The 21913-nt window shown below is 73.4% G+C and carries 21 protein-coding genes; 7 read left to right on the top strand and 14 right to left on the bottom strand.

What is annotated here, in order from left to right:
• Complete coding sequence (locus ACGF0D_RS06895; protein WP_392914199.1) at nucleotides 1-1884, bottom strand: amino acid transporter; 1884 nt, start codon at nucleotides 1882-1884, stop codon at nucleotides 1-3.
• A 371-nt stretch (nucleotides 1885-2255) separates the two neighbouring features.
• Between ACGF0D_RS06895 and ACGF0D_RS06890 the strand changes: the two genes are divergently transcribed.
• Both ACGF0D_RS06890 and ACGF0D_RS06885 read left to right on the top strand, forming a co-directional pair.
• Complete coding sequence (locus tag ACGF0D_RS06890; RefSeq protein WP_392914198.1) at nucleotides 2256-3050, top strand: DUF6585 family protein; 795 nt, start codon at nucleotides 2256-2258, stop codon at nucleotides 3048-3050.
• 247 nt (nucleotides 3051-3297) lie between these two features.
• Complete coding sequence (locus ACGF0D_RS06885; protein WP_392914197.1) at nucleotides 3298-3597, top strand: hypothetical protein; 300 nt, start codon at nucleotides 3298-3300, stop codon at nucleotides 3595-3597.
• A 202-nt stretch (nucleotides 3598-3799) separates the two neighbouring features.
• Here the strand turns inward: ACGF0D_RS06885 and ACGF0D_RS06880 are convergent, their stop codons facing one another.
• Both ACGF0D_RS06880 and rpe read right to left on the bottom strand, forming a co-directional pair.
• A complete protein-coding gene (locus ACGF0D_RS06880; RefSeq protein ID WP_392914210.1) occupies nucleotides 3800-4759 on the bottom strand; it encodes a pirin family protein in 960 nt (319 codons plus the stop codon).
• A 150-nt stretch (nucleotides 4760-4909) separates the two neighbouring features.
• The gene (gene rpe / locus ACGF0D_RS06875; RefSeq protein WP_392874914.1) at nucleotides 4910-5593 is read right to left on the bottom strand and encodes a ribulose-phosphate 3-epimerase; all 684 of its coding nucleotides are present in this window, start codon (nucleotides 5591-5593) and stop codon (nucleotides 4910-4912) included.
• 264 nt (nucleotides 5594-5857) lie between these two features.
• On the opposite strand from rpe, the gene ACGF0D_RS06870 reads away from it, so the two are divergent.
• Nucleotides 5858-6709: a hypothetical protein gene (locus tag ACGF0D_RS06870; protein ID WP_392914196.1), complete on the top strand. Its 852-nt coding sequence runs from the start codon at nucleotides 5858-5860 to the stop codon at nucleotides 6707-6709.
• A gap of 16 nt (nucleotides 6710-6725) precedes the next feature.
• Here ACGF0D_RS06870 and ACGF0D_RS06865 read toward each other — a convergent pair whose 3' ends face one another.
• From ACGF0D_RS06865 to ACGF0D_RS06845, 5 genes are all read right to left on the bottom strand, one after another.
• On the bottom strand, nucleotides 6726-7439 hold the full coding sequence (locus ACGF0D_RS06865; protein ID WP_392914195.1) for a C39 family peptidase: 714 nt from the start codon (nucleotides 7437-7439) through the stop codon (nucleotides 6726-6728).
• Nucleotides 7440-7525: 86 nt separating this feature from the next.
• Nucleotides 7526-8134 (bottom strand): monooxygenase family protein, encoded by a 609-nt coding sequence (locus ACGF0D_RS06860; protein ID WP_392914209.1) that lies wholly within the window; start codon nucleotides 8132-8134, stop codon nucleotides 7526-7528.
• Between the two features lie 205 nt (nucleotides 8135-8339).
• The gene (locus tag ACGF0D_RS06855) at nucleotides 8340-9326 is read right to left on the bottom strand and encodes an aldo/keto reductase (RefSeq protein WP_392874902.1); all 987 of its coding nucleotides are present in this window, start codon (nucleotides 9324-9326) and stop codon (nucleotides 8340-8342) included.
• Nucleotides 9327-9404: 78 nt separating this feature from the next.
• A complete protein-coding gene (locus ACGF0D_RS06850) occupies nucleotides 9405-10241 on the bottom strand; it encodes an ABC transporter permease (protein ID WP_392874899.1) in 837 nt (278 codons plus the stop codon).
• The gene (locus tag ACGF0D_RS06845; RefSeq protein ID WP_392914194.1) at nucleotides 10241-11245 is read right to left on the bottom strand and encodes an ATP-binding cassette domain-containing protein; all 1005 of its coding nucleotides are present in this window, start codon (nucleotides 11243-11245) and stop codon (nucleotides 10241-10243) included. The genes ACGF0D_RS06850 and ACGF0D_RS06845 overlap by 1 nt, the downstream gene beginning before the upstream one ends.
• A 104-nt stretch (nucleotides 11246-11349) precedes the next feature.
• Between ACGF0D_RS06845 and ACGF0D_RS06840 the strand changes: the two genes are divergently transcribed.
• Nucleotides 11350-12117, top strand: coding sequence for a TetR/AcrR family transcriptional regulator (locus ACGF0D_RS06840; protein ID WP_392914193.1), 768 nt, complete (start codon nucleotides 11350-11352; stop codon nucleotides 12115-12117).
• Between the two features lie 100 nt (nucleotides 12118-12217).
• Here ACGF0D_RS06840 and ACGF0D_RS06835 read toward each other — a convergent pair whose 3' ends face one another.
• Nucleotides 12218-13597, bottom strand: a complete 1380-nt coding sequence (locus ACGF0D_RS06835) for a pyridoxal-phosphate dependent enzyme (protein ID WP_392914192.1) — start codon at nucleotides 13595-13597, stop codon at nucleotides 12218-12220.
• 197 nt (nucleotides 13598-13794) lie between these two features.
• On the opposite strand from ACGF0D_RS06835, the gene ACGF0D_RS06830 reads away from it, so the two are divergent.
• Complete coding sequence (locus ACGF0D_RS06830; protein WP_392874887.1) at nucleotides 13795-14121, top strand: hypothetical protein; 327 nt, start codon at nucleotides 13795-13797, stop codon at nucleotides 14119-14121.
• An 85-nt stretch (nucleotides 14122-14206) separates the two neighbouring features.
• On the opposite strand, the gene ACGF0D_RS06825 is transcribed toward ACGF0D_RS06830, so the two are convergent.
• Both ACGF0D_RS06825 and ACGF0D_RS06820 read right to left on the bottom strand, forming a co-directional pair.
• Nucleotides 14207-15031, bottom strand: coding sequence for a VWA domain-containing protein (locus ACGF0D_RS06825; RefSeq protein WP_392874884.1), 825 nt, complete (start codon nucleotides 15029-15031; stop codon nucleotides 14207-14209).
• A gap of 183 nt (nucleotides 15032-15214) precedes the next feature.
• Nucleotides 15215-15796 carry a hypothetical protein gene (locus ACGF0D_RS06820; protein WP_392914191.1) on the bottom strand — a complete coding sequence of 194 codons (582 nt, stop codon included), beginning with the start codon at nucleotides 15794-15796 and terminating at the stop codon, nucleotides 15215-15217.
• A gap of 119 nt (nucleotides 15797-15915) precedes the next feature.
• Between ACGF0D_RS06820 and ACGF0D_RS06815 the strand changes: the two genes are divergently transcribed.
• Both ACGF0D_RS06815 and ACGF0D_RS06810 read left to right on the top strand, forming a co-directional pair.
• On the top strand, nucleotides 15916-17058 hold the full coding sequence (locus ACGF0D_RS06815; protein ID WP_392914190.1) for a serine hydrolase domain-containing protein: 1143 nt from the start codon (nucleotides 15916-15918) through the stop codon (nucleotides 17056-17058).
• Nucleotides 17046-17612 (top strand): hypothetical protein, encoded by a 567-nt coding sequence (locus ACGF0D_RS06810; protein ID WP_392914189.1) that lies wholly within the window; start codon nucleotides 17046-17048, stop codon nucleotides 17610-17612. Before ACGF0D_RS06815 ends, ACGF0D_RS06810 begins: the two co-directional genes overlap by 13 nt.
• 95 nt (nucleotides 17613-17707) lie before the next feature.
• Here ACGF0D_RS06810 and ACGF0D_RS06805 read toward each other — a convergent pair whose 3' ends face one another.
• The 3 genes from ACGF0D_RS06805 to ACGF0D_RS06795 all read right to left on the bottom strand — a co-directional run bounded on the left by ACGF0D_RS06805 (nucleotide 17708) and on the right by ACGF0D_RS06795 (nucleotide 21788).
• On the bottom strand, nucleotides 17708-19102 hold the full coding sequence (locus ACGF0D_RS06805; RefSeq protein WP_392914188.1) for an alpha/beta fold hydrolase: 1395 nt from the start codon (nucleotides 19100-19102) through the stop codon (nucleotides 17708-17710).
• Nucleotides 19103-19259: 157 nt separating this feature from the next.
• Entirely contained in the window at nucleotides 19260-20069 is an 810-nt protein-coding gene (locus ACGF0D_RS06800; protein ID WP_392914187.1) for an alpha/beta fold hydrolase, read from the bottom strand.
• Nucleotides 20070-20276: 207 nt separating this feature from the next.
• A complete protein-coding gene (locus ACGF0D_RS06795; RefSeq protein WP_392914186.1) occupies nucleotides 20277-21788 on the bottom strand; it encodes a PQQ-binding-like beta-propeller repeat protein in 1512 nt (503 codons plus the stop codon).
• Between the last annotated feature and the right edge of the window lie 125 nt (nucleotides 21789-21913).

Below are 21913 nucleotides of genomic sequence, written 5' to 3'. Positions count from 1 at the left end.
CTACCCGACGTGGACGCGCGGGCGCCGGGATCGGTCCGGCTCGGCCTCGCGCAGCACCTCGCGGGTGACCGGGGCGACCTCGCCCTGTCCGAACAGGAAGAAGCGCAGGAAGTGGCCGACCGGGCCGCCCTCGGTCCACTCGAAGTAGATGTGCGGAAGCTGCCCGGTGCGGTCCCGGATGGTCAACAACAGGGCCGCCAGCGCGTTGGGGACACTGGAGCTCTCCAGCGTCAGCACCCGGTAGCGGCCGTGCAGGACCTCGCCGTGCACGTCGAGCACCGACTCGAACTCGGACGGGTCCCGGACGGTCACCTCGACGAAGACCAGGTCGATGTCGGCCGGGATGTCGTGGTGTGTCCGGACTTCCCTTTTCTTCTCCTGGTATTCCGCCAGGCCACGGTTGTTCGGCTCATTGGCGATCAGCCGCATCGTGCGGTGGGTGTAGTCGCGGATGAACCGCTCGGCGGCCTCGTCCAGCACCATGTCGGTGACGCGCAGTTCGAACGCCCGCCGCAGCCGGGACAGGAAGGAGACCAGGATGATCCCGCCGATGAAGCAAGCGCCGATCTTGACGCCGTCCGGGCGTTCGGCGATGTTCACGCCCGTGGTGTAGAGGAACACCGCCGCGATGACCGCGAATCCGGCGCGCCAACGACGCTGCCCGGCCTTGTGGGCGGCGATGGTGACGGCGATCGCGGCGGAGGAGATCAGCACCAGGACGCCGGTCGCGTACGCGCCGCCCTGGGCGTCCACGCTCGCGTCGAAGAGCCAGGTGACCAGGAAGGCGATCAGCGTCAGCACGATCACCATCGGCCGCACCGCCCGCGCCCAGTGCGGGGCCATGCCGTACCGCGGGAGGTAGCGCGGCAGCAGGTTGAGCATCCCCGCCATCGCCGAGGCGCCGGCGAACCAGAGGATCGCGATGGTCGAGATGTCGTAGACGGTGCCGAACGTGTTCCCGAGGTTCTCGTGCGCGAGGTAGGCGAGCGCCCGTCCGTTGGCCGGCCCGCCGGGCTCGAACGCCGCCTTGGGGATGAGCAGCGTGGTGATGAAGCTCGTCGTGATCAGGAAGCAGCTCATGATCAGCGCGGCGGTGGTGAGCAGCTTGCGGGCGCCGCGGATCCGGCCGGTCGGCTTTTCCTCGGTGTCCTCCGGTGCGCCCTCGATGTGCGGCATGACGGCGACGCCGGTCTCGAAGCCGGACAGGCCGAGCGCCAGTTTGGGGAAGACCACCAGCGCGACGCCGATCATCGCGATCGCGTTGCCGTGCTCGGCGGTCAGCGCGTCCGTCCAGTCGGCGACCAGGTGCGGGGCCTTCAGCACGTGCCAGAGCCCGTTCACCACGACGACCACGTTGAGTGCGAGGTACACCGCGACCAGGAACACCGCCAGGCCGATCGCCTCGCTGAACCCTTTCAGGAAGACTCCGCCGAGCAGGGCGACCAGGAGCAGGGTGATCAGTACCTGTCTGCCGGACAGGGCGCTGGTCAGGTGCGGGTTCTCCACCAGGTGCGCGGTGGCGTCCGCCGCCGACAGGGTGATGGTGATCATGAAGTCGGTCGCCGCGAACCCGAGCAGGGCCAGGACGAACAACTTCCCCTGCCAGAACGACAGCAGGCGCTCCAGCATCGCGATCGATCCCTCGCCATACGGGCTCTCCTGCGCCACCCGTCGGTAGACCGGCAGCGCCCCGCACAGCGTGACGATCACCAGCACGATAGTCGCCACCGGGGACAGCAGCCCGGCCGCGAGTGCCGCGATACCGGGCTGGTAGCCGAGCGTGGAGAAGTAGTCCAGACCGGTCAAGCACATCACCCGCCACCACCGCTGGCCTTTGTGCTCGACCGGCGCCTGCGCGTGCGGCCCGGGGTACTGCTTGGCCATGTCGGACAGGCCCTCCAGCAACCACACCCGGAACCTGGTCCGCCACGTCGACGCAGCCGCACCCGACGAACTCACCCTGCGCCCCTGTCCTCTTCCCCGAACCCGGCGCCACCGAGGCGGCGGCAGGGCGAAAGGCTATGCGACCAGCCGCGCCGCTCCCGGGAACCGCCCGCGCCGGTTCGCCCCGTTGGCGCAGTGATCGACAGACGGCCGCCCAGCGCGCGCCGCGTCCGGAATCAACGCCTCGTCAAGATGCCGGAAGAGATACATCAAGGTCGCGGCCGTCAGGCCTTCGACGCGTCGCGTCGCCCGCACCGCCCCGCTAGCGTGGGCCGCTTCCCGGCCGAGATCCGATCGAGGAGCACAGCGCCGTGTCCGACAGCTTTGCTCACCGGCACGTTCCCACCGAGTACTCGGAGCAGGTCGCCGAGGCGGTCGCGCGGCAACGGCTGGGCAGCCATCGGGCGACCTACCGTCCGGCCCGGCCCTCGCCGGCTGTTCAGCGGTCGGACGTCGTCACCATGTCCGTCCTCCTCGCCGTGCTGGTGTCCGCCGGCATCGCCCTGACTCGTACGTCCCCCGGCCTCCTCCTCGTCTTCCTGCCACCCGTCGCGGTCCTCCTGCTCTTCAGGATCCTGCGCGAGAGGCACAACAGGAGTACCAGGAAGAACGCCGGTCTTCACCTCTACGAGCACGGCCTGGTCGTCGTCGTAGGGGGCAAGCTCAGGGCGATGCGCTGGGACACGATGACGGTGTACCAGAACATCGGCCGTTACCACACCTTCGGCCGGAGCAACCGCATCAAACACGCCTACACGCTGCGCGACCGCGAAGGCCAGGAAGTCACCATCCGCGAAGGGTTCCCGAACCCCGAAGACTGGGGTCCACGAATCCAGCAGGCCGTGACCGAGGCGCAGCTGGCGGACGCGCTCATCGCACTCCGGGCGGGCAAGACCATGCCGTTCGGCAGCTTCCTGGTGAGCCGGAGCGGCGTGGCGGCGGGGCGGAAACAGGTCTCCTGGTCGCAGGTGCAGGGTGTCCACACGATGCAGGGACTCGTCCGCGTCGAGGCCGCCGGGAAGCCGACCGACCTGACCGGCAACCCGGTATGGATGTTCCCGAACCTGCAGCTCTTCACCGCACTGGTCGAGCAGCTACGCCGGTAGCCGGTTCCCGTCCCGTCCGACGGCAGGCAGCGGCCATCCGCCGGGTCGTCGCGGTCACAGGATCCACGGGCCGCTCGGACGGCGGCGGGCAACTCCTCCTGACCGTGTTCGAGCCGGACGGTGATGAACACGGCCCAGGCGAGCATCGCCGGGAAGACGAACCACAGGGATCACGATTCTTCGCGGTCATCGACATCCTGGAGCCTGTCGGTCGCCGGCAAGCAAGAGGAACATGCGGATCCGATCCTTGACCGCCTCGCGGCCGGCGAGGCGGTCGCGCGACACGGGCACCTGCAACGTGAGCTACTGCGTCTCCACAGCCGGCCTCAACGCTCTCACCCAGATCCTCGCCGCCGAACTCGTCGACATCGGCTTCCTCGTCAACGCCGCCGCCCCAAGCCGAACCAACACCGGCATGGCCTACGGCGAGACCGTCCGAACCCCAGAGGAGGCGGCCGACACCCCGTTCTGGCTCGCCACCCTCCCCGATGCCGGCCCCACCGGCGGCCTACCTACAACAGCAGAAGCAACCGCAGCAATCAGCTGACGCACCGTCAGGAAAGTCAGCAAGAGGTCAGCATCGATCCGATTGAACCCTGTCGCACACGCCCGAACGTGAGACTCGGCAACCCCTCCCCGAGCTCGACAAACCCGCCGGGCGACGGGCACCAGACAGGCAGCGGCGCGGCCGTCCCGGCGCAGCGGCCGCCAGCAGGAGAGCAGCCTGTCCAGCCGCACGTTTCACCAGGTCAGCGCACCCGTCCGCGTGATTTCAGCGGGATGTCGGGCAGCTCCGGGGCACGCAGTCGGGCACCGCCGTAGCCGTGCACTTCGCCAAAGCGAATTCCCTTCTCCCAGTCGTTTCGCGCCTGTACGATCTCCTCACCGGATCGGCCGATGAAGTTCCACCACATGACGATCTTCTCGTCGAAGGGCTCGCCGCCGAGGAGGAGGACGGCCGCGTCGGCCTCGGCCCGCAGGGGGAGGTCGGGGCGGCCGCAGCCGAGGTAGAGCATGGAGCCGGGCTCGACCGGGACGCCGTCGGCGTCGACCCGGCCGGACATGGCGAGGACGGCGTACTCGAAGTCGGGGACGAGCGGGAGGCGGAGGTCCGTGCCCCCGGCGAGGGCGAGGTCGGCGCCGACCAGCGGGGTGTGGGTGGTGCCCGGTGAGGTGGCGGTGTCGAGGGTACCGAGGATGACGGTGGCGCGCAGGCCCGGGGCGGTGACCACGGGCAGGTCGGGGTGGTGCTCGAAGGCGGGGGCGACGTGCCGGCCGGTCTCCGGGAGGGCGACCCAGAGCTGGGCGCCGTGCAGGTGGCGGGCGTGCGGGCGGGGGGACTCCTCGGAGTGCGAGATCGCCCGGCCGGAGGTCATCAGGCCCAGTTCGTACGGCCGGACGGTCTGGAGGCTGCCGAGGCTGTCGCGGTGCAGCACCTCGCCCTGGTGGAGCCAGCTGACCGTCTGGAGGCCCATGTGGGGGTGCGGCGGGACCTGCATGCCGGGCTCGTCGGCGATGTCGTCGGGGCCGTAATGGTCGACGAAGCACCAGGCCCCGACCATCCGGCGGCCGAGGTTGGGCAGCAGGCGGCGGACCACCGTGCTTCCGCCGAGCGGGAACTGACGGGCCGTCAGCAGATCCTTCACCGGTCCGGTACCGGCCTCGCGGCCGCAGGCGGTCGGGGTGGGCTGGAGGTCGAGGTTGCTCATCGCGGTTCCACCACCGTACGAGGAGGGCCGGGCGGAGAGGAGTGCGTCGTCACCGATCATGCGTCACGGTGCGACGGTCCTCCACCCGTGCCCGGCCATCCGGCGGCTCCCCGCCCGCGAAGGGCGCGGCACCGCCGGACGGCCGCAGGCTCAGTGCCCGCAGGCCCACCAGGCTTCTGCCGACGCCTTGTCGGCGCGCTCCCGCAGGTTGCGCACCGCCGCGGCCGGGTCCTCGGCCCCGTACACCGCCGAGCCGGCCACGAACACGTCCGCGCCGGCCTCCGCGCAGCGCTCGATCGTGCTCGCCGCGACGCCGCCGTCCACCTGGAGCCACAGTTCGAGGTCGTGCTTGGCGATCAGCTCCCGGGTGCGGCGGATCTTCGGCAGCATGATGTCCAGGAAGGCCTGGCCGCCGAAGCCGGGCTCGACGGTCATGATCAGCACCATGTCGAGCTCGGGCAGCAGGTCCTCGTACGGCTCGATCGGGGTGCCCGGCTTGAGCGCCATCGAGGCGCGGGCGCCCTTGGCGCGGATCTCGCGGGCGAGCCGGACGGGCGCGGCGGCGGCCTCGACGTGGAAGGTGACCGAACCGGCGCCGGCCTCGACGTACTGCGGGGCCCAGCGGTCCGGGTCCTCGATCATCAGGTGGAGGTCGAGCGGGATGTCGGTGGCGCGGGCGAGGGACTCGACCACCGGGACGCCGAGGGTGAGGTTGGGCACGAAGTGGTTGTCCATGACGTCCACGTGCAGCCAGTCGGAACCCCGGACGGCCTCGGCCTCGTCGGCGAGCCGGGCGAAGTCCGCGGACAGGATGCTGGGGTTGATCTGGGCCATGACCGACTACCTTCGTACGAGGGCTTGCGAGGGCTGGGCACCCCCGGAGCGGGCACCTCGCCCCATCATCCCGCGCCGCACCGCCCCCGACCGCACACGGCGACCTTCACGTGACCGTCATCACACCCCTCGCGGGGTTACCGGGGCCGTCGCCGTGGTCATCAGCCCTGGAACGGGCCACGACCCGCCGCGGCTCCCGCCGGGCCGTCCCGACCAGCCGAGCGCCCCGGCCCACCCGGGGGCTCCGTCCGAGGAAGGTCCCCGATGACCGATCTCGTCCACCCCGCCCGCGCACTGTGGTGGCTCTTCGAGCCGGTGCACGCCGTCACCTACTTCCTGCCCGAGGGCCGCACCGCCTTCGAGGAGGCCGGTCTGCACGGCCGCCTGCACGGCTACTTCGGCACCCGCGCGGCCCCGCTCGGCGCGGTGGACGCCCCGCCGGTGACCGCCGCGTTCTTCAACTTCGCCCCGGCGATGGTCGAACGCGCCCTGCCGGAGGTGTGGGGCCACGCGAGCCCGGAGGAGGCGCTCACCGCCCGACTGAAGGCCTCGGCGGCGATCCTGGGCCGGCTGCTGGAGCACGTGAACCGGGAACAGGTCGAGCTGGTCGCCGAGACCCTGGAGCAGGCCGCCGCCCGGCTGGACTGCGCCGGCCGGGTGCTGGCCGCCGCCAACGCCGCACTCCCCCGCCCGAGCGGCCTGTACGAGCGGCTCTGGCAGGCCGCCACCGTGATGCGCGAGCACCGCGGCGACGGCCACGTGGCCGCGCTGGTGACGGCCGGGCTGGACGGCTGCGAGGCCCTGGTGGTCCGCTGCGCGATGGACATGCGGCGCGAGATGATCCAGCCGCTGCGCGGGTGGACCGACACCGAGTGGGAGGCGGCCTCCGAGCGCCTGGTCGAGCGCGGCTGGCTGACCGCCGAGGGGACGGTCACCGAACTCGGCCGGACCCGCCACCAGGCCCTGGAGGCCGCCACCGACCTGGCCGCCGCCCGGGTCTGGAACGACTACCCGCGCGCCGAACTCGACCGGCTGGCGGCGGCGTTGAAGCCGATCTCGGCGCTCTGTCGCGGCGAGCTGCCGATCAACCCGATGGGACTGCCGGACAACCAGTGACGACCGGCCCGCGCGATCAGGGCGCGGCCGACGCCTGGAGCGGGTCCCGGAGCCGGCCCCGGGGCGAGGGCCCGGGCGGGCCGAGCACGATCCCCCGCCCGGCGTAGAACCGGCCGAACGACCGCCACGGCACGCGCGCGAAGGCCTGCGACTCCCCCGGGAACCCGGAGGGGTTGTGGACCAGCAGCGCCGTGTCCGTGGCGCCCACCGCCAGCACCAGGTGCCCGCCGCGCCGCACCGGCTCGGGCCCGTACGGCTCCCGGATCGACGGGTGCACCGAGACCATCACCAGCGCGCCGCCGGCCACCTCGGCCGACACCTCCCCTGGCGTCAACTCCCTTGCCTGCGCGACCAGTCCCCAGCGCTGCCGGACGTACGCGGCGAACGGCGCGTGGATCAGCCCGCGCAGGCTGTCGCCGTCCCGCAGGTACGCGCCGGCCGCCAGGCACTCGCCCGCGAGCGCCACCGCCGCCGGGGCCATGCCCCACCAGTGCGCCAGCGCCATCCGCAGACAGGCCACTCCGCACAGCCGCCAGGACCACCACGCGTACTCCTCCGCGGTGGCCGCACCGGACTGCCCCCAGCGCGGGTCGGCGGACGCGTCCAGCCGCCCGTCGACGATCTCCCGCACCAGCTCCGCCGACTCCCACTGCGCGTGGTACGGCACCTCGTGCACCACCCGCACCGACCGCGCCGGCGCCTGCGGCCGCGCGTCGCCCCGATCCACCATCCCCCGACGCTCTCACGGCCCGGCGGCCGGGCGACCCGCGACACTCCCGGGGCCCCGGACTCGGGCCCCGGACTCAGGCCCTGGACTCAGACGCCGGACTCAGGCCCCGGAACAGGCACCGGCTGCGACTTCGGCTCCGACTCCGGCTGCGACTCCGGCTCCGGTGTCGGCGCCGACACCGGCTCCCGGTAGGCCAGCCGCTGCGCCGCGTGCCGCCCGCGCGCCTCCACCGGCAGCGAGCCGGTGGCACCGGCCAGGCCGAACAGCGGCATGTCGAGGTAGATCGACTCGTACCCGCCCGGCGGCGCGATGTACGTCTCGTGCCAGATCCCGACGTGCCCGCGCACCTTGCCGTCCCGCAGCTTGCGGTTGGCGATGCCCCACACGGTGTGGTGGAAGCCGTCCGGCGCGTGCGCGTAGCCGTACAGCTTCTCCTTCGACTCCCAGTACTGGACGACGTAGTAGGTGCGCGGCGAGGCGGTCAGCAGGACGCGGCCGCGCAGGCCGCGCTCGGGGGCGCGGCGCAGCTCGTACAGCATCCGGAGCATCGCGAACATCACCGGGCCCCAGTGGTGCACGGCCCAGAACCGGTTGATCCGCATGCCGATCAGCAGCACCACGGTGTCGCCGGTGGCGGCCGCGGTGGTGATGCCCCGCTGTGGTTTGGCGAACAAGGCCAACTGTTCCTCCCCCATCCCCTTGTCCATGTAAGCGGTGACTACACCAGCACCGGACGCCCCGGTCAAGGCTCGCCGACCTCACAATTCGGCTACTACACTGGGCAGTTGGCACTCGCCACCGCCGATGGTGCCGAACCCGGGCCGTCCCCTCCGGACCCACCGGGGCCCCGGCCCCCGCGAAGGGCAGGGGCCGGGGCCGGCCTGGTGCGGCGGCCTAGGCCTACCAGGCGTAGTCCTCCGGGGCGGGCTTGTGGCCCGGGAAGAGTTCGTCGAGGCGGTCGAGGGTCTTCTGGTCGAGCTCGAGGTCGAGCGCGCCGATGGCGGCGTCGAGGTGGGCCGGGGTGCGGGGGCCGACGATCGGGGCGGTGACGGCGGGGCGGGAGAGGAGCCAGGCGAGGGCGAGGGCGGCGGGGTCGGCGCCGAGTTCGTCGGCGAAGTCCTCGTAGGCCTGGATGCGGTCGCGGTGCTTGGCGAGGAGTTCACTGGCGTACGGCATGGCGCTGCGGTCGCGGGTGCCCTCGCGTTCCTTGCGCAGGACGCCGCCGAGCAGGCCGCTGCGCAGCGGGGACCACGGGATCAGCCCGAGGCCGTAGTGCTGCAGGGCGGGGATGACCTCGAGCTCGATCGCGCGGTCGAGCAGGTTGTAGAGGGACTGCTCGCTGACCAGGCCGAGGAAGTTCCGGGAGCGGGCGGCCTCCTGGGCCTGGGCGATGTGCCAGCCGGCGAAGTTGCTGGAGCCGACGTAGATGATCTTGCCCTGGGCGACCAGGACCTCCATCGCCTGCCAGATCTCCTCCCAGGGCGTGGCCCGGTCGATGTGGTGCATCTGGTACAGGTCGATGTGGTCGGTCTGGAGGCGGCGCAGACTGGCCTCGACGGCCTTGCGGATGGCGAGCGCGGAGAGCCTGCCCTCGTTGGGCCAGTCGCTCATGTCGGCGTAGGCCTTGGTGGCGAGGACGGTGCGCTCGCGGCGGCCGCCGCCCTTGGCGAACCAGCGGCCGATGATCTCCTCCGTGCGGCCCCGCAGCCGGCCCTCGCTGTCGCGGCCGTAACTGTTGGCGGTGTCGAAGAAGTTGATGCCGCGCTCGTGGGCGGTGTCCATGAGGCGGTGGGCCTCGGCTTCCTCGGTGTGGGGGCCGAAGTTCATGGTGCCGAGGCAGAGGCGGGAGACGGTCAGGCCGGTGCGGCCGAGGTGGGTGTACTCCATGGCGCCCACCTTCCGTCGCACCGACCCCGCTGTCCAGCACATTTCACCGGACGCGGCGGATCACCGCCCACGGATGGATCACCGCCCGTGGGTGGCGAACTTCCTTACGGCGAGCGGCATGCAGGCCGCGAGCAGCACGGCGCTCCAGAGCAGCGCGGCGAGGACGGCGTGCTGGGTCGGCCAGGCGGTGCCGGCCGCCGAGGGGTTGCCGAACAGCTCCCGGCAGGCCTGGACGACGGAGCTGACCGGGTTCCAGTCGGCGAGGAACCGCAGCCAGCCGGGCATGCCACCGGTCGGCACGTAGGCGTTGGTGACCATCGCCAGCGGGAAGACCGCGACGGACAGCTGGCCGGCCGCCTCCTCCTTGCCGACGGCCAGTCCGAGCAGCGTGCCGACCCAGGTCATCACGAAGCGGAAGAGCAGCAGCAGGGCGAACGCCCCCACCGCGTCGGCGAGTCCGTGCCGGGCGCGCCAGCCGGCGGCGAGCCCGACCCCGGCCAGCAGCGCCAGGACGACCACGCTGACCAGCAGGTCGGCGAGGGTCTGTCCGAGCAGCAGTCCGGTGCGGGAGACGGGCATGGAGCGCAGCCGGTCGGTGACCCCGCGCCCGACGTCGCGGGCGGCGCCGACCATGGTGGGCATGATGCCGTTGGTGGCCACCATGGCGAACAGGCCGGGCATCAGGAACTCCCGGTAGTCGCCGCCCCCCGGCACCTGCATGGCGCTGCCGAAGACGTAGCCGAAGACCACCACCATCACCACCGGGACACCCAGCGAGGCGGCCAACAGCCCGGGTGAGTGGCGGTAGTTGAGCAGGACGCGGAGCATCGAGGTCCAGGTACCGGAGGCGAGCCGACCGACGGCGGACGGTCGCGTGACGGACGGCCGCGCCGCGGCGGCGTACCCGGCGGCCATCAGGCGGCCCTCCCGGCGTCCGCGGACTCCCGGGTTCCCGCGGACTCCCGGGCATCCGCGTACTCCTGGGTGAGCGCGAGGAACACGTCGTCCAGCGAGGGCGTGCGCACCGCGACGTCCTCGGCGACGACCCCGGCGCCGTCCAACTCCCGTACCAGCGAGGGCAGCAGGACGGACACTCCGGGCATCGTCAGCACCGTGACGGTCCGCTCGGCGACATCCACCCGCGCGTCGCCACCGGTCATCGAGGACAACACCACGGCGGTGGCCGCGAGTTGCGCCGGGTCGGCCAGGGTGACGGCGACCTGGCTGCCGATCGCGGCCTTGAGCCGGTCGGGCGGGCCGGTGGCGATGGCGGCGCCGTGGTCGACCACCACGATGTCGTCGGCGAGCCGGTCGGCCTCCTCCAGGTACTGGGTGGTGAGCAGCACGGTGGTGCCGCCGTCCGCCAACTCCTTGACGGTGTCCCAGATCGCCTGCCGGCTGCGCGGGTCGAGTCCGGTGGTGGGCTCATCCAGGAAGAGCACGGACGGGCTGGTGACCAGGCTGGCGACGAGGTCGAGGCGTCGGCGCATGCCGCCGGAGTAGGTGCGCACGAGCCGGTCGGCGGCGTCGGCGAGGTCGAAGCGGGTGAGCAGTTCGTCGGCGCGCTCCCGGGCCCGGCGGGCACCGAGGTGGTGCAGCCGGCCGAACAGCCGGAGGTTGTCGCGGCCGGTGACGCCCTCGTCGACGGCGGCGTGCTGCCCGGCGAGGCCGATGACGCGCCGGACGTCCTCGGCGGCGCGGACGACGTCGTGTCCGGCGACCCTGGCGGTGCCGCGGTCGGGGGCGACCAGGGTGGCGAGGACGCGCACGGCGGTGGTCTTGCCGGCGCCGTTGGGGCCGAGCAGGCCGCAGACGGTGCCGGCCGGGACGGTGAGGTCGAGGCCGCGCAGGGCCTCGGTGGCACCGAAGCGTTTCGCCACGCCCGCCATCTCGATGGCGGGTCGGGTGGTGTCGGACATGGCTCTGCCCTTCTCTAGGTACAGCGTACGTAGAAGCGTGCGCGGGCGCCACCCTACTACGTACGCCGTACGTATCTAAGATGGGAAACCGAGGTGATCTTCCAGTGCCGTCCAGCGAGTCCACGCCGTCCAGCAGCCCCGCACCGTCGAGCGGCCCCGCGCCATCGAGCAGGCCCACGCCCCCCGAAGCCCCCGAGGTGATCTGGCTGCGCCCCGAGCGCACCGGCCGCGGCCCGCGCCCGGCCCACAGCCGGGACTCGATCGCCGCCGCGGCCATCGGGATCGCCGACGCCGAGGGCCTGGACGCGGTCTCCATGCGGCGGGTCGCGGCGGCGCTCGGCGCGGGCACCATGTCGCTCTACAACTACGTGCCGAAGAAGGAGCACCTGCTCGACCTGATGCTCGACGCGGTCGCCGCCGAGTACCGGTTCCCACCCGCGCCGAGCGGTGACGTCCGGGCCGACCTCGCCGACCTCGCCCATCAGCAGATCGGCATCTGCCGCCGCCACCCCTGGCTGCCGGCACTGCTGCTGGCCCGCCCCGGCATCGGCCCCAACGCCCTGCGCTACACCGACCACTTCCTCGCCATCACCGCCCCCACCGACCTCGACGGGGGCTCCCGGCTGGAGGCGATGGCCCTGTTCAACGGCTTCATCGGCCAGTTCGCACAGTACGAGCAGACGGCGGCCGCGGGCGCCAAGTGGCAGGCCGAGCTGGCCGGTTACCTCGGCCAGGCGGCCGCGAGCGGCGAATACCCGCACCTGGCGCAGGCCTTCGCCACCGCGGGCCCGCCCGCCGACCCGGACCGGGCGTTCGAGCGCGCCCTGGCCCGGGTGATCGCCGCCATCCTGACGCCGACGGACGACAACTGACGCTCAATCAATCAGCGAGGCCCTCCCCGGGGGGACGCGACCCCATCGCCCTGACGCTGGCCCTCCCCGGAGAGCGCGGCCCCATCACCATGACGCTCCGTCAGCTCGCGAGGTCCTCCCTGGGGAGCAGCCCCGCCACCCGGCCGTCCACCAGCACCAGCACCGCCGGCCGCCCGCCCGTCAGCGCCGCCCGCGCCTCGGCCGCCGACTGCCCGACGCCGACCGTCGGCAGCGCCGGGCCGAGCAGCGCGCCCAGCGGGTCGCCCGACTTGGCCGCGCCGTCGGCGAGCGCCGCCGTCAGCACCTCCCGGGACACCGAGCCGACCACCTCGGTCGCGCTCACCCCGAACGGGCGCTCAGCCCGCGCCAGCACCGCCGGGGCGACGCCGCCCGGTGCCTCCCGCAGCGCCTCCACCGCCTCTCCGACGGTCGCGTCGGCGTCGACCGTCACCAGCGGGCGGGCGGCCTCCAGCAGCGGCCGCAGCCCGTCCGCGTCCTCCAGGAAGCCCCACCCCCGCATCCAGGCGTCACTGTGCACCTTGGACAGGTAGGAGCGCCCCGAGTCCGGCAGCAGCACGACCACCAGGTCGTCCGGGCCCAGTTCCCGCGCCACCCGCAGCGCGGCCGCCACCGCCGTCCCGGAGGACGGCCCGGCCAGGAGGCCCTCCTCGCGCGCGAGCCGGCGCGCCGTCAGCAGGGACTCGCGGTCCGGGATCCGCTCGTAGGAGTCGACCACCTCCGACCGGTAGGCCTGCGGCCAGCGGTCCTCGACGGTCTCCGGGTGCAGGTAGTGCCCGATGCTCTCGACGTACCACGGGCTGCCGTCCCCGCCCCCGTAGGAGGAGGACTCCGGGTCCGCGCCGACCACCGTCACCGAGCCGCCGGACGCCTCCTTCAGGTGGGCGCCCGTCCCCGTGATGGTGCCGCCGGTGCCGACCCCCGCGACGAAGTGGGTCACCCGGCCGCCGGTCTGCTCCCAGATCTCGGGACCGGTGGTCCGGACATGGGCGTCGGGGTTGGCCAGGTTGTCGTACTGGTTGGCGAGCCAGGCCCCGGGGATCTCCTCGGTCAGCCGCTCCATCACCTTGAACAGGTGCTTCGGGTCCTCCTGCGGCACCGCCGTCGGGGCGAGCACCACCTCCGCGCCGTACGCCCGCAGGATGTCCGCCTTCTCGGGCGCCGACTTGTCCGCCACCCCGGCGATCACCCGGTACCCGCGCTGCCGGCCGACGATCGCCAGGCCGATGCCGGTGTTCCCGGAGGTCGCCTCGATGATCGTCCCACCGGGCTTCAGCAGGCCGTCCCGCTCGGCGGCCAGGACCATGGACAGCGCGGCGCGGTCCTTGACGCTGCCGCCGATGTTGAGGAACTCGGCCTTGGCGTAGATCGGCGCGGCGATCCCGGCGCCGAGCCGGGCGAGGCGGAACAGCGGCGTCCCGCCGATCGCGTCCAGGACGGATTCGTGTACTGCGGTCATCATCTGACTCCTTCACTGGTGCTGTCCGCCCGAGCCTGCCCAGCCCGGCGGGTCGGTAGACGGCGGTGACACCCTGCTCATCCGGCCGAAACACGGCCCGAGGAGCGCGGAGGGCGCGAGGAGGCACGTTCACGCCCCTCGGTGCGTGGGCGGCGAGGGGCGTGGGCGGCGAGGGGCGTGGCGCTCGCTAGAGTCCCGGCATGACGCGTCTGAAGATCGAGATATCCGTCCCCGAGAGCCACCTCGACCAGGTCGTCGAGGCCCTCCACACGGCCGGTGCGGGCCGGGTCGGCGAGTACGTCCGCTGCACCAGCGTCTGGCGCATCACCGGCAGTTGGCTGCCCTCGCCCGACGCCCGGCCCTACCAGGGCACGGCGGGTGTCGTCCAGACGGCCCCGGAGGTCCGCGTCGAGTCCGTCTGCGACCAGGACCGGGCCGCCGCCGTGCTGCGAGCCGTCCGCGCCGTCCACCCGTACGAGGAGGCGGTGATCAACTTCCTTCCCCTCTTCGAGCCCGTCCTCGACTGAGTCCGCGACCGATCCCGCGACCGATCCCGCGACCGAACTCGCGGCGGCGCCGAGCGCGGCCCCCGGCAGCCGGGCTCACGCGCCCCTATCGCCGCCCCAGCCACGCGGTCAGAGCGGCCCAGAGGCCCCGGCGCTGCGGCGGCTCCGGAGCCGCCTCGGCCACCGGCTCGGCCGGCGGCCGCACCGCCGGGCCCTGGGGCGCGATGCCCTGGGCCCGGGCTGCCGCGAGCCAGGCGGGAACGTCGGCGAGCAGCAGGTCGTACAGGTCCCGGTCGGAGACCTTCCGGGGATCACGCCCCAGGTGGACGAAGCCCGCGTTGTCGATGGGGCGCATCTCCGGAACCGCGAGCCCGGTGAGCTTGCGCAGGAAGTCGAACTGCCGGCTGCCCGGGTCGCCGAAGCCGATGAACTGCCAGAAGATCGGCAGCTTCGCCGCCTCGCACAGGCCCACCTCCGCCGCCCTCTTGTTGATCGGCCCGCCGTCCGTCTGGAACAGGACGAGGGCCGGCTCCGTGGAGCCGCTCGCGCGGTAGTGCCGGACCACCGCCTCCATCGCCAGGTGGTAACTGGTCTTGCCCATGTGGCCGAGGCTCGCGACGATCCGGTCGATCCAGCCGTCGTGGTCGGCCAGGGCTATCTCGGCCTGGGCGTCGACCTCGGTGGAGAAGAAGACGACCGGCACGCTCCCGTCGTCGTCCAGGTGGGCGGACAGGCCCAGGACCCGGTCGGCGAGTGCCTGGACGCTGCCGTCCTTGTAATAGGGCCTCATCGAGCCGGAGTAGTCGATCACCAGGTACACCGCGAGGCGCTGACCGCTCAGCCCGCGCCGTTCCACCGAGGCGCCGGCCGTCTTGTAGAGGCTCACCAACGCGGGCGCACTCTGCTCGACCTTGCTCAGACTGACGGCCATGGGCTCGCTCCCTCGCTCACTGCGGCAGCCGGACTGCCGGGGCGCGTGATCGTCAACGCGCTCCGGACACTCTGTGGGGCGAACCCGGACGGCGGCAAGCCCGCGCGCGAGCCGGGCCAGCGCCGACCGGGTCCGTGTCGGCCGGACCCGCACCGGCCGGCCCGCGTCGGCCGGGAGCGCCGCTCACCAACCGCCGGGGTACCGCGAGAGCCAGTCGGCGTGCCGCTCCTTCAGCCGGTCGCGCTCCTCCGCCGTGGTCAGGTAGACGTCCGCGCCGCCGTCGTACGGGTGGTAGAGCCGCCGCATGCCGGTGTCGGTGACGATCACCCCGCCCTCCCGCTCGTCGGCGACCCGGCGCAGCAGCCGGTCCAGCTCGCCGCGCCGCCACCGGTGCCGCTCCACGAACACGTGGCAGTAGGTGCGGAACTCCGGCGCCGGGTCGTCCGCCTGGAGCCACGTGCGCCAGTGCTTCGCGTCCCGGCGCATCCGGGGCACGCTCGTCCGGCCGCTCCACCGCGGTGTGAGGACGTACACCTCGGAACCGGCGAACAGCTCGTCCAGCACGGTGTTGTGGCGCTCCAGGACGATCGCGTACTCGCGCTCGTCGTCGGGGTACCGCTTGGACTCCGGCAGGCTGTGGAAGCGCACCCAGACGTCCCGCGTCCGGGTGCCGATCTCGTACCCGACGGGCTCCACGCCGGGCCACCGCCGCTCCCAGAGCGCCGTCAGTTCCTCGCGGTCCACCCGGTTCCTGCCCCGTTTCACCGGGCGAGTCTGCCACATCCGCCCCAGCGGCCCCGGCCTGGTGAAATCCCCTCGTCACGGCCGCCCGGCTCCCGTAGCGTGGTTCGGTCGATCTTGAGGACAGAACGGGGCACCACACCATGCAGCAGCACCACGGCTGGGCCGACGAGCGCTTCGGCGCCGTCGCGGACGTCTTCGCCGCCAACTTCGCCGAGTTCCCCGAACTGGGCGCCGCCGTCACCGTGTTCGCGGGTGGCCGGAAGGTGGTCGAGCTGTGGGGCGGCACGGCCGACGACCGCACCGGCCGGGCCTGGACGCAGGACACCGTCGTCCCGGTGTTCTCCTGCGCCAAGGGCCCGGTGAGCATCTGCGCGCACCTGCTCGCCCAGCAGGGCCGGCTCGACCTGGACGCGCCGGTCGCCCGCTACTGGCCGGAGTTCGCCCGCCACGGCAAGGAGGCCGTCACCACCCGGATGATCCTCGGCCACCGCGCCGGCCTCCCGGCGCTGGACGCGGTGCTCTCCTTCGAGGAGGTCGCCGCCTGGGATCCGGTGATCCGGGCGGTCGAGGCGCAGCAGCCGCTCTGGGAGCCGGGCACGACCCACGAGTACCACGGCCACGTGTTCGGCTTCGCGGTCGGCGAGGTGATCCGCCGGATCACCGGGCTGACGCCGGGCGCGTTCCTGCGCAAGGAGATCGCCGAGCCGCTCGGACTGCCCGTCTGGATCGGCCTGCCGGAGAGCGAACTCCCGCGTCTGGCCCGGCTGGTGGAGGCCGAGGGCCCTCGCCCGATGCCCGGGCCCGAGCACCTGCTCACCCGGATCGTCACCATGAACGGCGCGCTGGTCTTCCCCGGCCTGGACGTGCCGCACGGCTGGAACGACCCGGCCCTGCACGCGATCGAGCTGCCCGGCGCGGGCGCCGTCGCCTCCGCCACCGGACTGGCGGGCCTCTACGCGGCGGCGGCCACCGGCCTGGACGGCTCGCCCCGCTTGCTCGCGCACGACACCGTGACCGACGCGGTACGCGAAGTCTCCTCCGGCGCGGGCTTCCTGGGCTTCGACATGGGTGCCCGCTGGGGCTCCGGCCTGCTGCTCGACTCCCCCGCCTTCCGCCCGCTGCTCGGGGCGCGCAGCTTCGGCAACGACGGCGCCGGCGGCCAGTTCGCCTTCGGGGACGACGAGTTCGGCGTCGGCTTCGGCTACGTCGCCAACCGGATGATCGGTCACGGCGACGCCCGGGCGAACCGCCTGATCGAGGCGGTGCGCGGGTGCCTGGGCTGACCGGCTTCCTCCCGCTCGTCACCGGTCTGGCCACCACCGGCGGCCTCGGCGAGCTGCGCTACGGCGCCTCGCTGCCCGAACTCGCCGCCCGCTACGGCGATCCGTGGGACGGCGGTGGCATCCACCGCGGCGACCGCTGGCCGCACGCCTTCGGCTGGGGCGACGTCCAGACGGTGTTCTGCCGCTGCCGCCGGCTCCGCTCGCTGTCCCTGCCGGTCTGGCACGGCGAGCTCGACCTCCCGCTGCCGGACGGCGGTTCGGTGACGCTCGACACCCACGTCGGCGAGGCCGACCTGATGGCGGCGCTGACCGCCACCGGCCACGGCTGGCGGACGGTGACGTACGAGAACCTCCCGGGCCAGCGGAACCTGGAGTTCTCGCCGGCCGAGGAGGTCCGGGTGGAGCTGGTGCTCACCGACCGCGACGGCTACGACCAGCCGCCGCTTCCGGAGTGGGTGCTGTACAAGGCGGTGCTGTGGGGCTTCGAGCACGTCGACTGCCCCGAGCCGGACCGCTCGCTCCCCGACGACGGCTGGGGCGCCGCCGGACGGTAGGGCCGGTCCTCGAACTGGCGGCGGGCCGCTCCTCGGACTCGCGGCGGCGGGCCGTTCCGTCCCCTGTGCGGAACGGCCCGCCGTCCGAGTGCCCGCTACTTCAGCAGGAAGTCGTACACCGCCTGCCGTCCGGCCGGGTTCGCCGCCCGGGTCTGCACGGAGTGCGCCGCCCCCGGGACGATCACGATCCGCGGGTCGTGCGTCAGCTCCGCCTGCTGGTAGAGCCACTCGTTGGGCGTGGAGAGGTCCCGGTCGCCACCGAGCAGCAGCACCGGCACGTTCGGCAGCTTGCGGTGCGCCGGCGGGGTCGGCGGCACCGGCTCGCGCGGCCAGTCCAGGCAGACCAGTTGGCTGCCGAGCCCGGTCGCGGTCGCCGGGTCGTACGGCCAGGTCTGCTCGGCCGTCAGCCGCTGCCGGGTGCGCTCCAGCGCGGCCGCCCGTCCCTCGACCGGGGTGTCCGTGGTGCCCCACGGGAAGTGCGAGTCGGCGCAGACGGTGGCGGCGTGCAGGCCCTGGCTGAGCGCCTCGGCCGGGGCGGCGTCGCCCTGGTGGACGGCCTCGACGAAGGCCTGGAGCTTGGCCGGCTGCCCGGCGGCGGCCTCGTGCAGCGCCTCGGGGACCCCGCCGTAGTTCGGGTCGGTGAACTCGTAGCTGGTGAGGGCGTCCAGGATCCGCGCCCCGTCGCCGTACCGCCGCACGACGGTGGCGAGGTCGGCGGCCGGGTCGGTGGTGCAGCCGGTGGCCTGGCAGGCGGCCCCCAGGACCCGGGCGGTGGCGGGCAGCGCGGCCAGGTCGAGGGGGTCGTAGCCCTGCTGCGGCACCACCGAGTCGAGCACCAGCCGGGCCACGTGCGCGGGGTGGGCGAGCGCGTACCGCTCGGCGACGAGGGTGCCGTAGGAGACGCCGTCCAGGGTGAGGCGCCGGTCGCCGAGGGCTCGGCGCAGCAGGTCGATGTCGGCGACGGTGTCCGCGGTGCTGTAGAACCGGGCGCCGGGGCCGAGGGCGGCGGCGCAGTCGGCGATCGACTGCCTGCGCGGCACGGCGAGGTCGGAGGAGCCCATGTCCTCCTGGAGGCCCGGGCACTGGAGCGCGTGGGCGCCGGTGCCGCGCTGGTCGTACATCACCAGGCGGTAGTCCTTGAGGACGGGCTCCAGCTTGCCGGCGATCCGCTTCATCAGCGGGACGCCGGGCTGGCCGGGGCCGCCGGTGAGGAACAGCAGGTCGCCCTTGGGCGCCGTGGTGTTGCCGGCGACGGCCACCGCGAGGTCGAGGCTGCCGGGGGTGGTGCCGCTGTGGTCGAGCGGGACGGTGAGGGTCCCGCAGGTGAACTCGGGCGCGTTCGGGCAGGGTGCCTGTCCGGCGATGCCGCCGCCGGGGCGGGCCTGGTCCGCCGGGGCGGCGAAGCCGACCGCGGGGGTGGCCAGGGTGGTGCCGGCGACCACCGCGACGGCGCCCAGCAGGGCGGCGACGCGGGCGCGCGTGCTCGTCATGTTCGTCCTTCCGCTCACACCGCGTCCGGGCTGACGCGGTCACGGAAGTAGCCTGCGCCTCGGGCGACTTCGAACGCGAGCGGTTATCGGTGGATTCGCCCAGGAGCGAATCCCCGGAGCGGGAATGCACACCGATGGAGGACGGAACGGGGCCTCCTCAGCCCAACGCCCGCGGCAGCACCACCCGCACCCACTCCTCCGGTTGCGCCAGGTGCGGGGCGTGCCCCGCGCCCTCGTACAGATGGCGTTCCGCCTTGGGCAGGGTGAGGTCGATCAGGTCCAGGACCTCGCCGAACATCGGTGGGCTGTCGTCGCTCTGGGTCAGCAGCGCCGGTTCGCCGAACCGGGAGAGCCCGGTGAGGTCGAGGTCCAACGCGTCCGGGTCGCGCAGCTCGTCGAGGTAGGTGGGCGCGTTGCGGACGTACGTGTGCCGCACCGGCGCGGGCAGCTGCTCCCAGGCGCCGGGGCCGAGGGCGAGACTGTCCACGTACAGTTCGGCGGCGGCGGCCGACTCGGCCTGCTCCAGCAGCTCCCGGACGGCGGCGATCCGGCCGGAGAAGTCGGTGCCGATCGGTCGCAGGTCCGGGTCGGCGAGCAGGATGCCGGTGCCCGGCGGCTCGTGCACGGCGATCCCGCGCAGCAGGTCGGGCCGGGCCGCGGCGAGCCGCAGGGTGACCAGCGCGCCGTAGGAGTCGCCGTAGACGAAGGCCGGCGCGAGGCCCAACCCCTGGATCAGCCCGGCCAGGTCGGCCGCGTCCTCGTGCACCGACCCCTGGGTGAGCAGGTCCTCGCTGCGGCTGTGCCCCCGGCGGTCGTAGGCGACCGCGGTGGTGGACTCGGCCAGGCCCGGCAGCACCCGTGCCCAGGAGTCCGCGTCGCTCCAGGAACCGTGCACCAGGACGACGCCGGGGCCCGCGCCGTGGGCCTCGTAGTACAGCGCCACCCCGTTCACCCTGATCTCGGCCATCACGAGCCTCCCGGTCTCGGCGGTGCTCCCCCACCAGCCTGACACAACCGTCCGGAAGGCTCCGGTCCTGCGCCCGCCGCGGTCACCCGGCGTCACCGGCCACCTGGTGCGGCTCCGCACCGCTCCGTACAGCTCCGTACGGCCCCGTGCGGCTGCGGTGCGGCTCCGTACGGCTCCGGTGCGGTGACCACCCGTCGCGTGGCCCCGTCAGCTCATCGCCCGCACCGGCGGCTCGTCCCGCGTCCCGTCCTCCGCGACCACCGTGAACCGCTCCGGGCCGGACACCGACAGGTCCACCGGGTAGAGCGACGCGGTGTCGTTGACGTCCAGCACAGCGCTCTGCCGCCCGGTCGCCGCCTCCACCCTGGTCATCCGGCCCCGGGTCATCGCCCACACCGAGCCGCCGTCCACCACCAGACCTGTCACCTGGTCGTCCAGCCCGGCCGTCCACCGCTTGCCGCCGTCCGTGAGCGAGTACGCCAGCAGCCGTCCGGTGGCGGTCCGGCTCGGGTGCGGGCCGCCGCTGATGCCGATGTCGCCGGGCTTCTCCCCCGGCACGACGAACAGGTCCCCCACGACCACCCCGCCGAACAGCGGGCGGGCGCTGAACTCGTCGAAGGCGTGCAGCCCGCCCAGCATCACGTCCAGGTCGTACTCGTCCCCGGCGACCGGTATCGCCGCCCGCTGCCGGCCGGTCCGGTCGTAGCTGAGCACCGCGTGGGTGCCGCGCTCGGCCTGGGCGTCCACCCAGACCGCGAGCGGGTCGACCGACACCACGGCGAGGTTCTTCAGCCCGCCCGCCACGGGCAGCGCGATCCGCTGCTGCTCCCGGCCGTCCGCCGGGGCCAGCGAGCGCAGCACGGGCGCGGCGTCGCCGCACTGCGCGACGGTGACGGCGTCCGCGGGCCCGCCCGCGACCTGCAGCGGGGTGCAGCCGGGGTCGGCGGCACCGCGCCAGAGGTCCCGGCCGTCCGCCAGCCGCACGGCGCGCCAGCCGGCCTTCTCCTGGAGGAGGGCCTGCTGCCCGGCCACCGCGACCACGTCCGGCGCCGCGTCGTCCCCGTCACGGGCGGGCGCGTCCACGGCGGCGGTCCAGCCCTGCCGCCCGTCGGCGAGGTCGAGGGCGGTGACGGCGGAGCACGGCTTGTCGTGCGGCGCGTGGCCGATCAGGCCGAGGGCGCCGCCGCGGCCCGTCCCGTCGGGCCCGGTGCCCCGGCTCATCGCGCACACCGTGTCCTCCCCGGGCGGGGCCCATTGCCAGGCGACCGCCCCGGTGGCGCGGCGGTACGCCACCACCAGGTCCGGCCGGACCCGCACCACCAGGTCCCCGCTGGTCCAGCTGCCCACCGCGCGGATCGTGGACGGCCGGTCGAGCGGCGCCTTCCAGGAGTCGTTGAGGCCGTCCCCGGCGAAGCCGACGAAGATCCCGATCCCCAGCAACGCCCCGACGGCGGCCGAGGGGAACCCGGCCCTGGGGTGGATCAGCGCCCAGACGAAGCCCGCGCCGCAGGGCATCAGCCCGAGGATGCTGATGATCCCCATGAACGCGAGGCTGTCGCCGCCGAACCCGTTCGCCGGGCCGAACAGCACCGCCAGGCCCATGCTCGCGAACATCGCCCCCAGTACCCCGCCGGAGACCACCATCCAGGTCTCCTTGTCCCAGGCGAACCTGGCTCTCCACCTCGCCCGGACGACACTGTCCTCGGGCCGAACGGCCATGCCGGTCTCTCCCCTGCGACGCGCCGCCCACCGCGTCGGGGCGACGATCATCGGATCGTCGCAGAGCGCGCCATGATCCTGAACAAAGAGCAGGGAAAACCCAGGTTATGACCGGCACATACCAG

It is taken from the genome of Kitasatospora sp. NPDC048298, assembly GCF_043201465.1.
Taxonomy (GTDB): domain Bacteria; phylum Actinomycetota; class Actinomycetes; order Streptomycetales; family Streptomycetaceae; genus Kitasatospora.
This window is presented reverse-complemented; position numbering and strand designations above follow the sequence as displayed.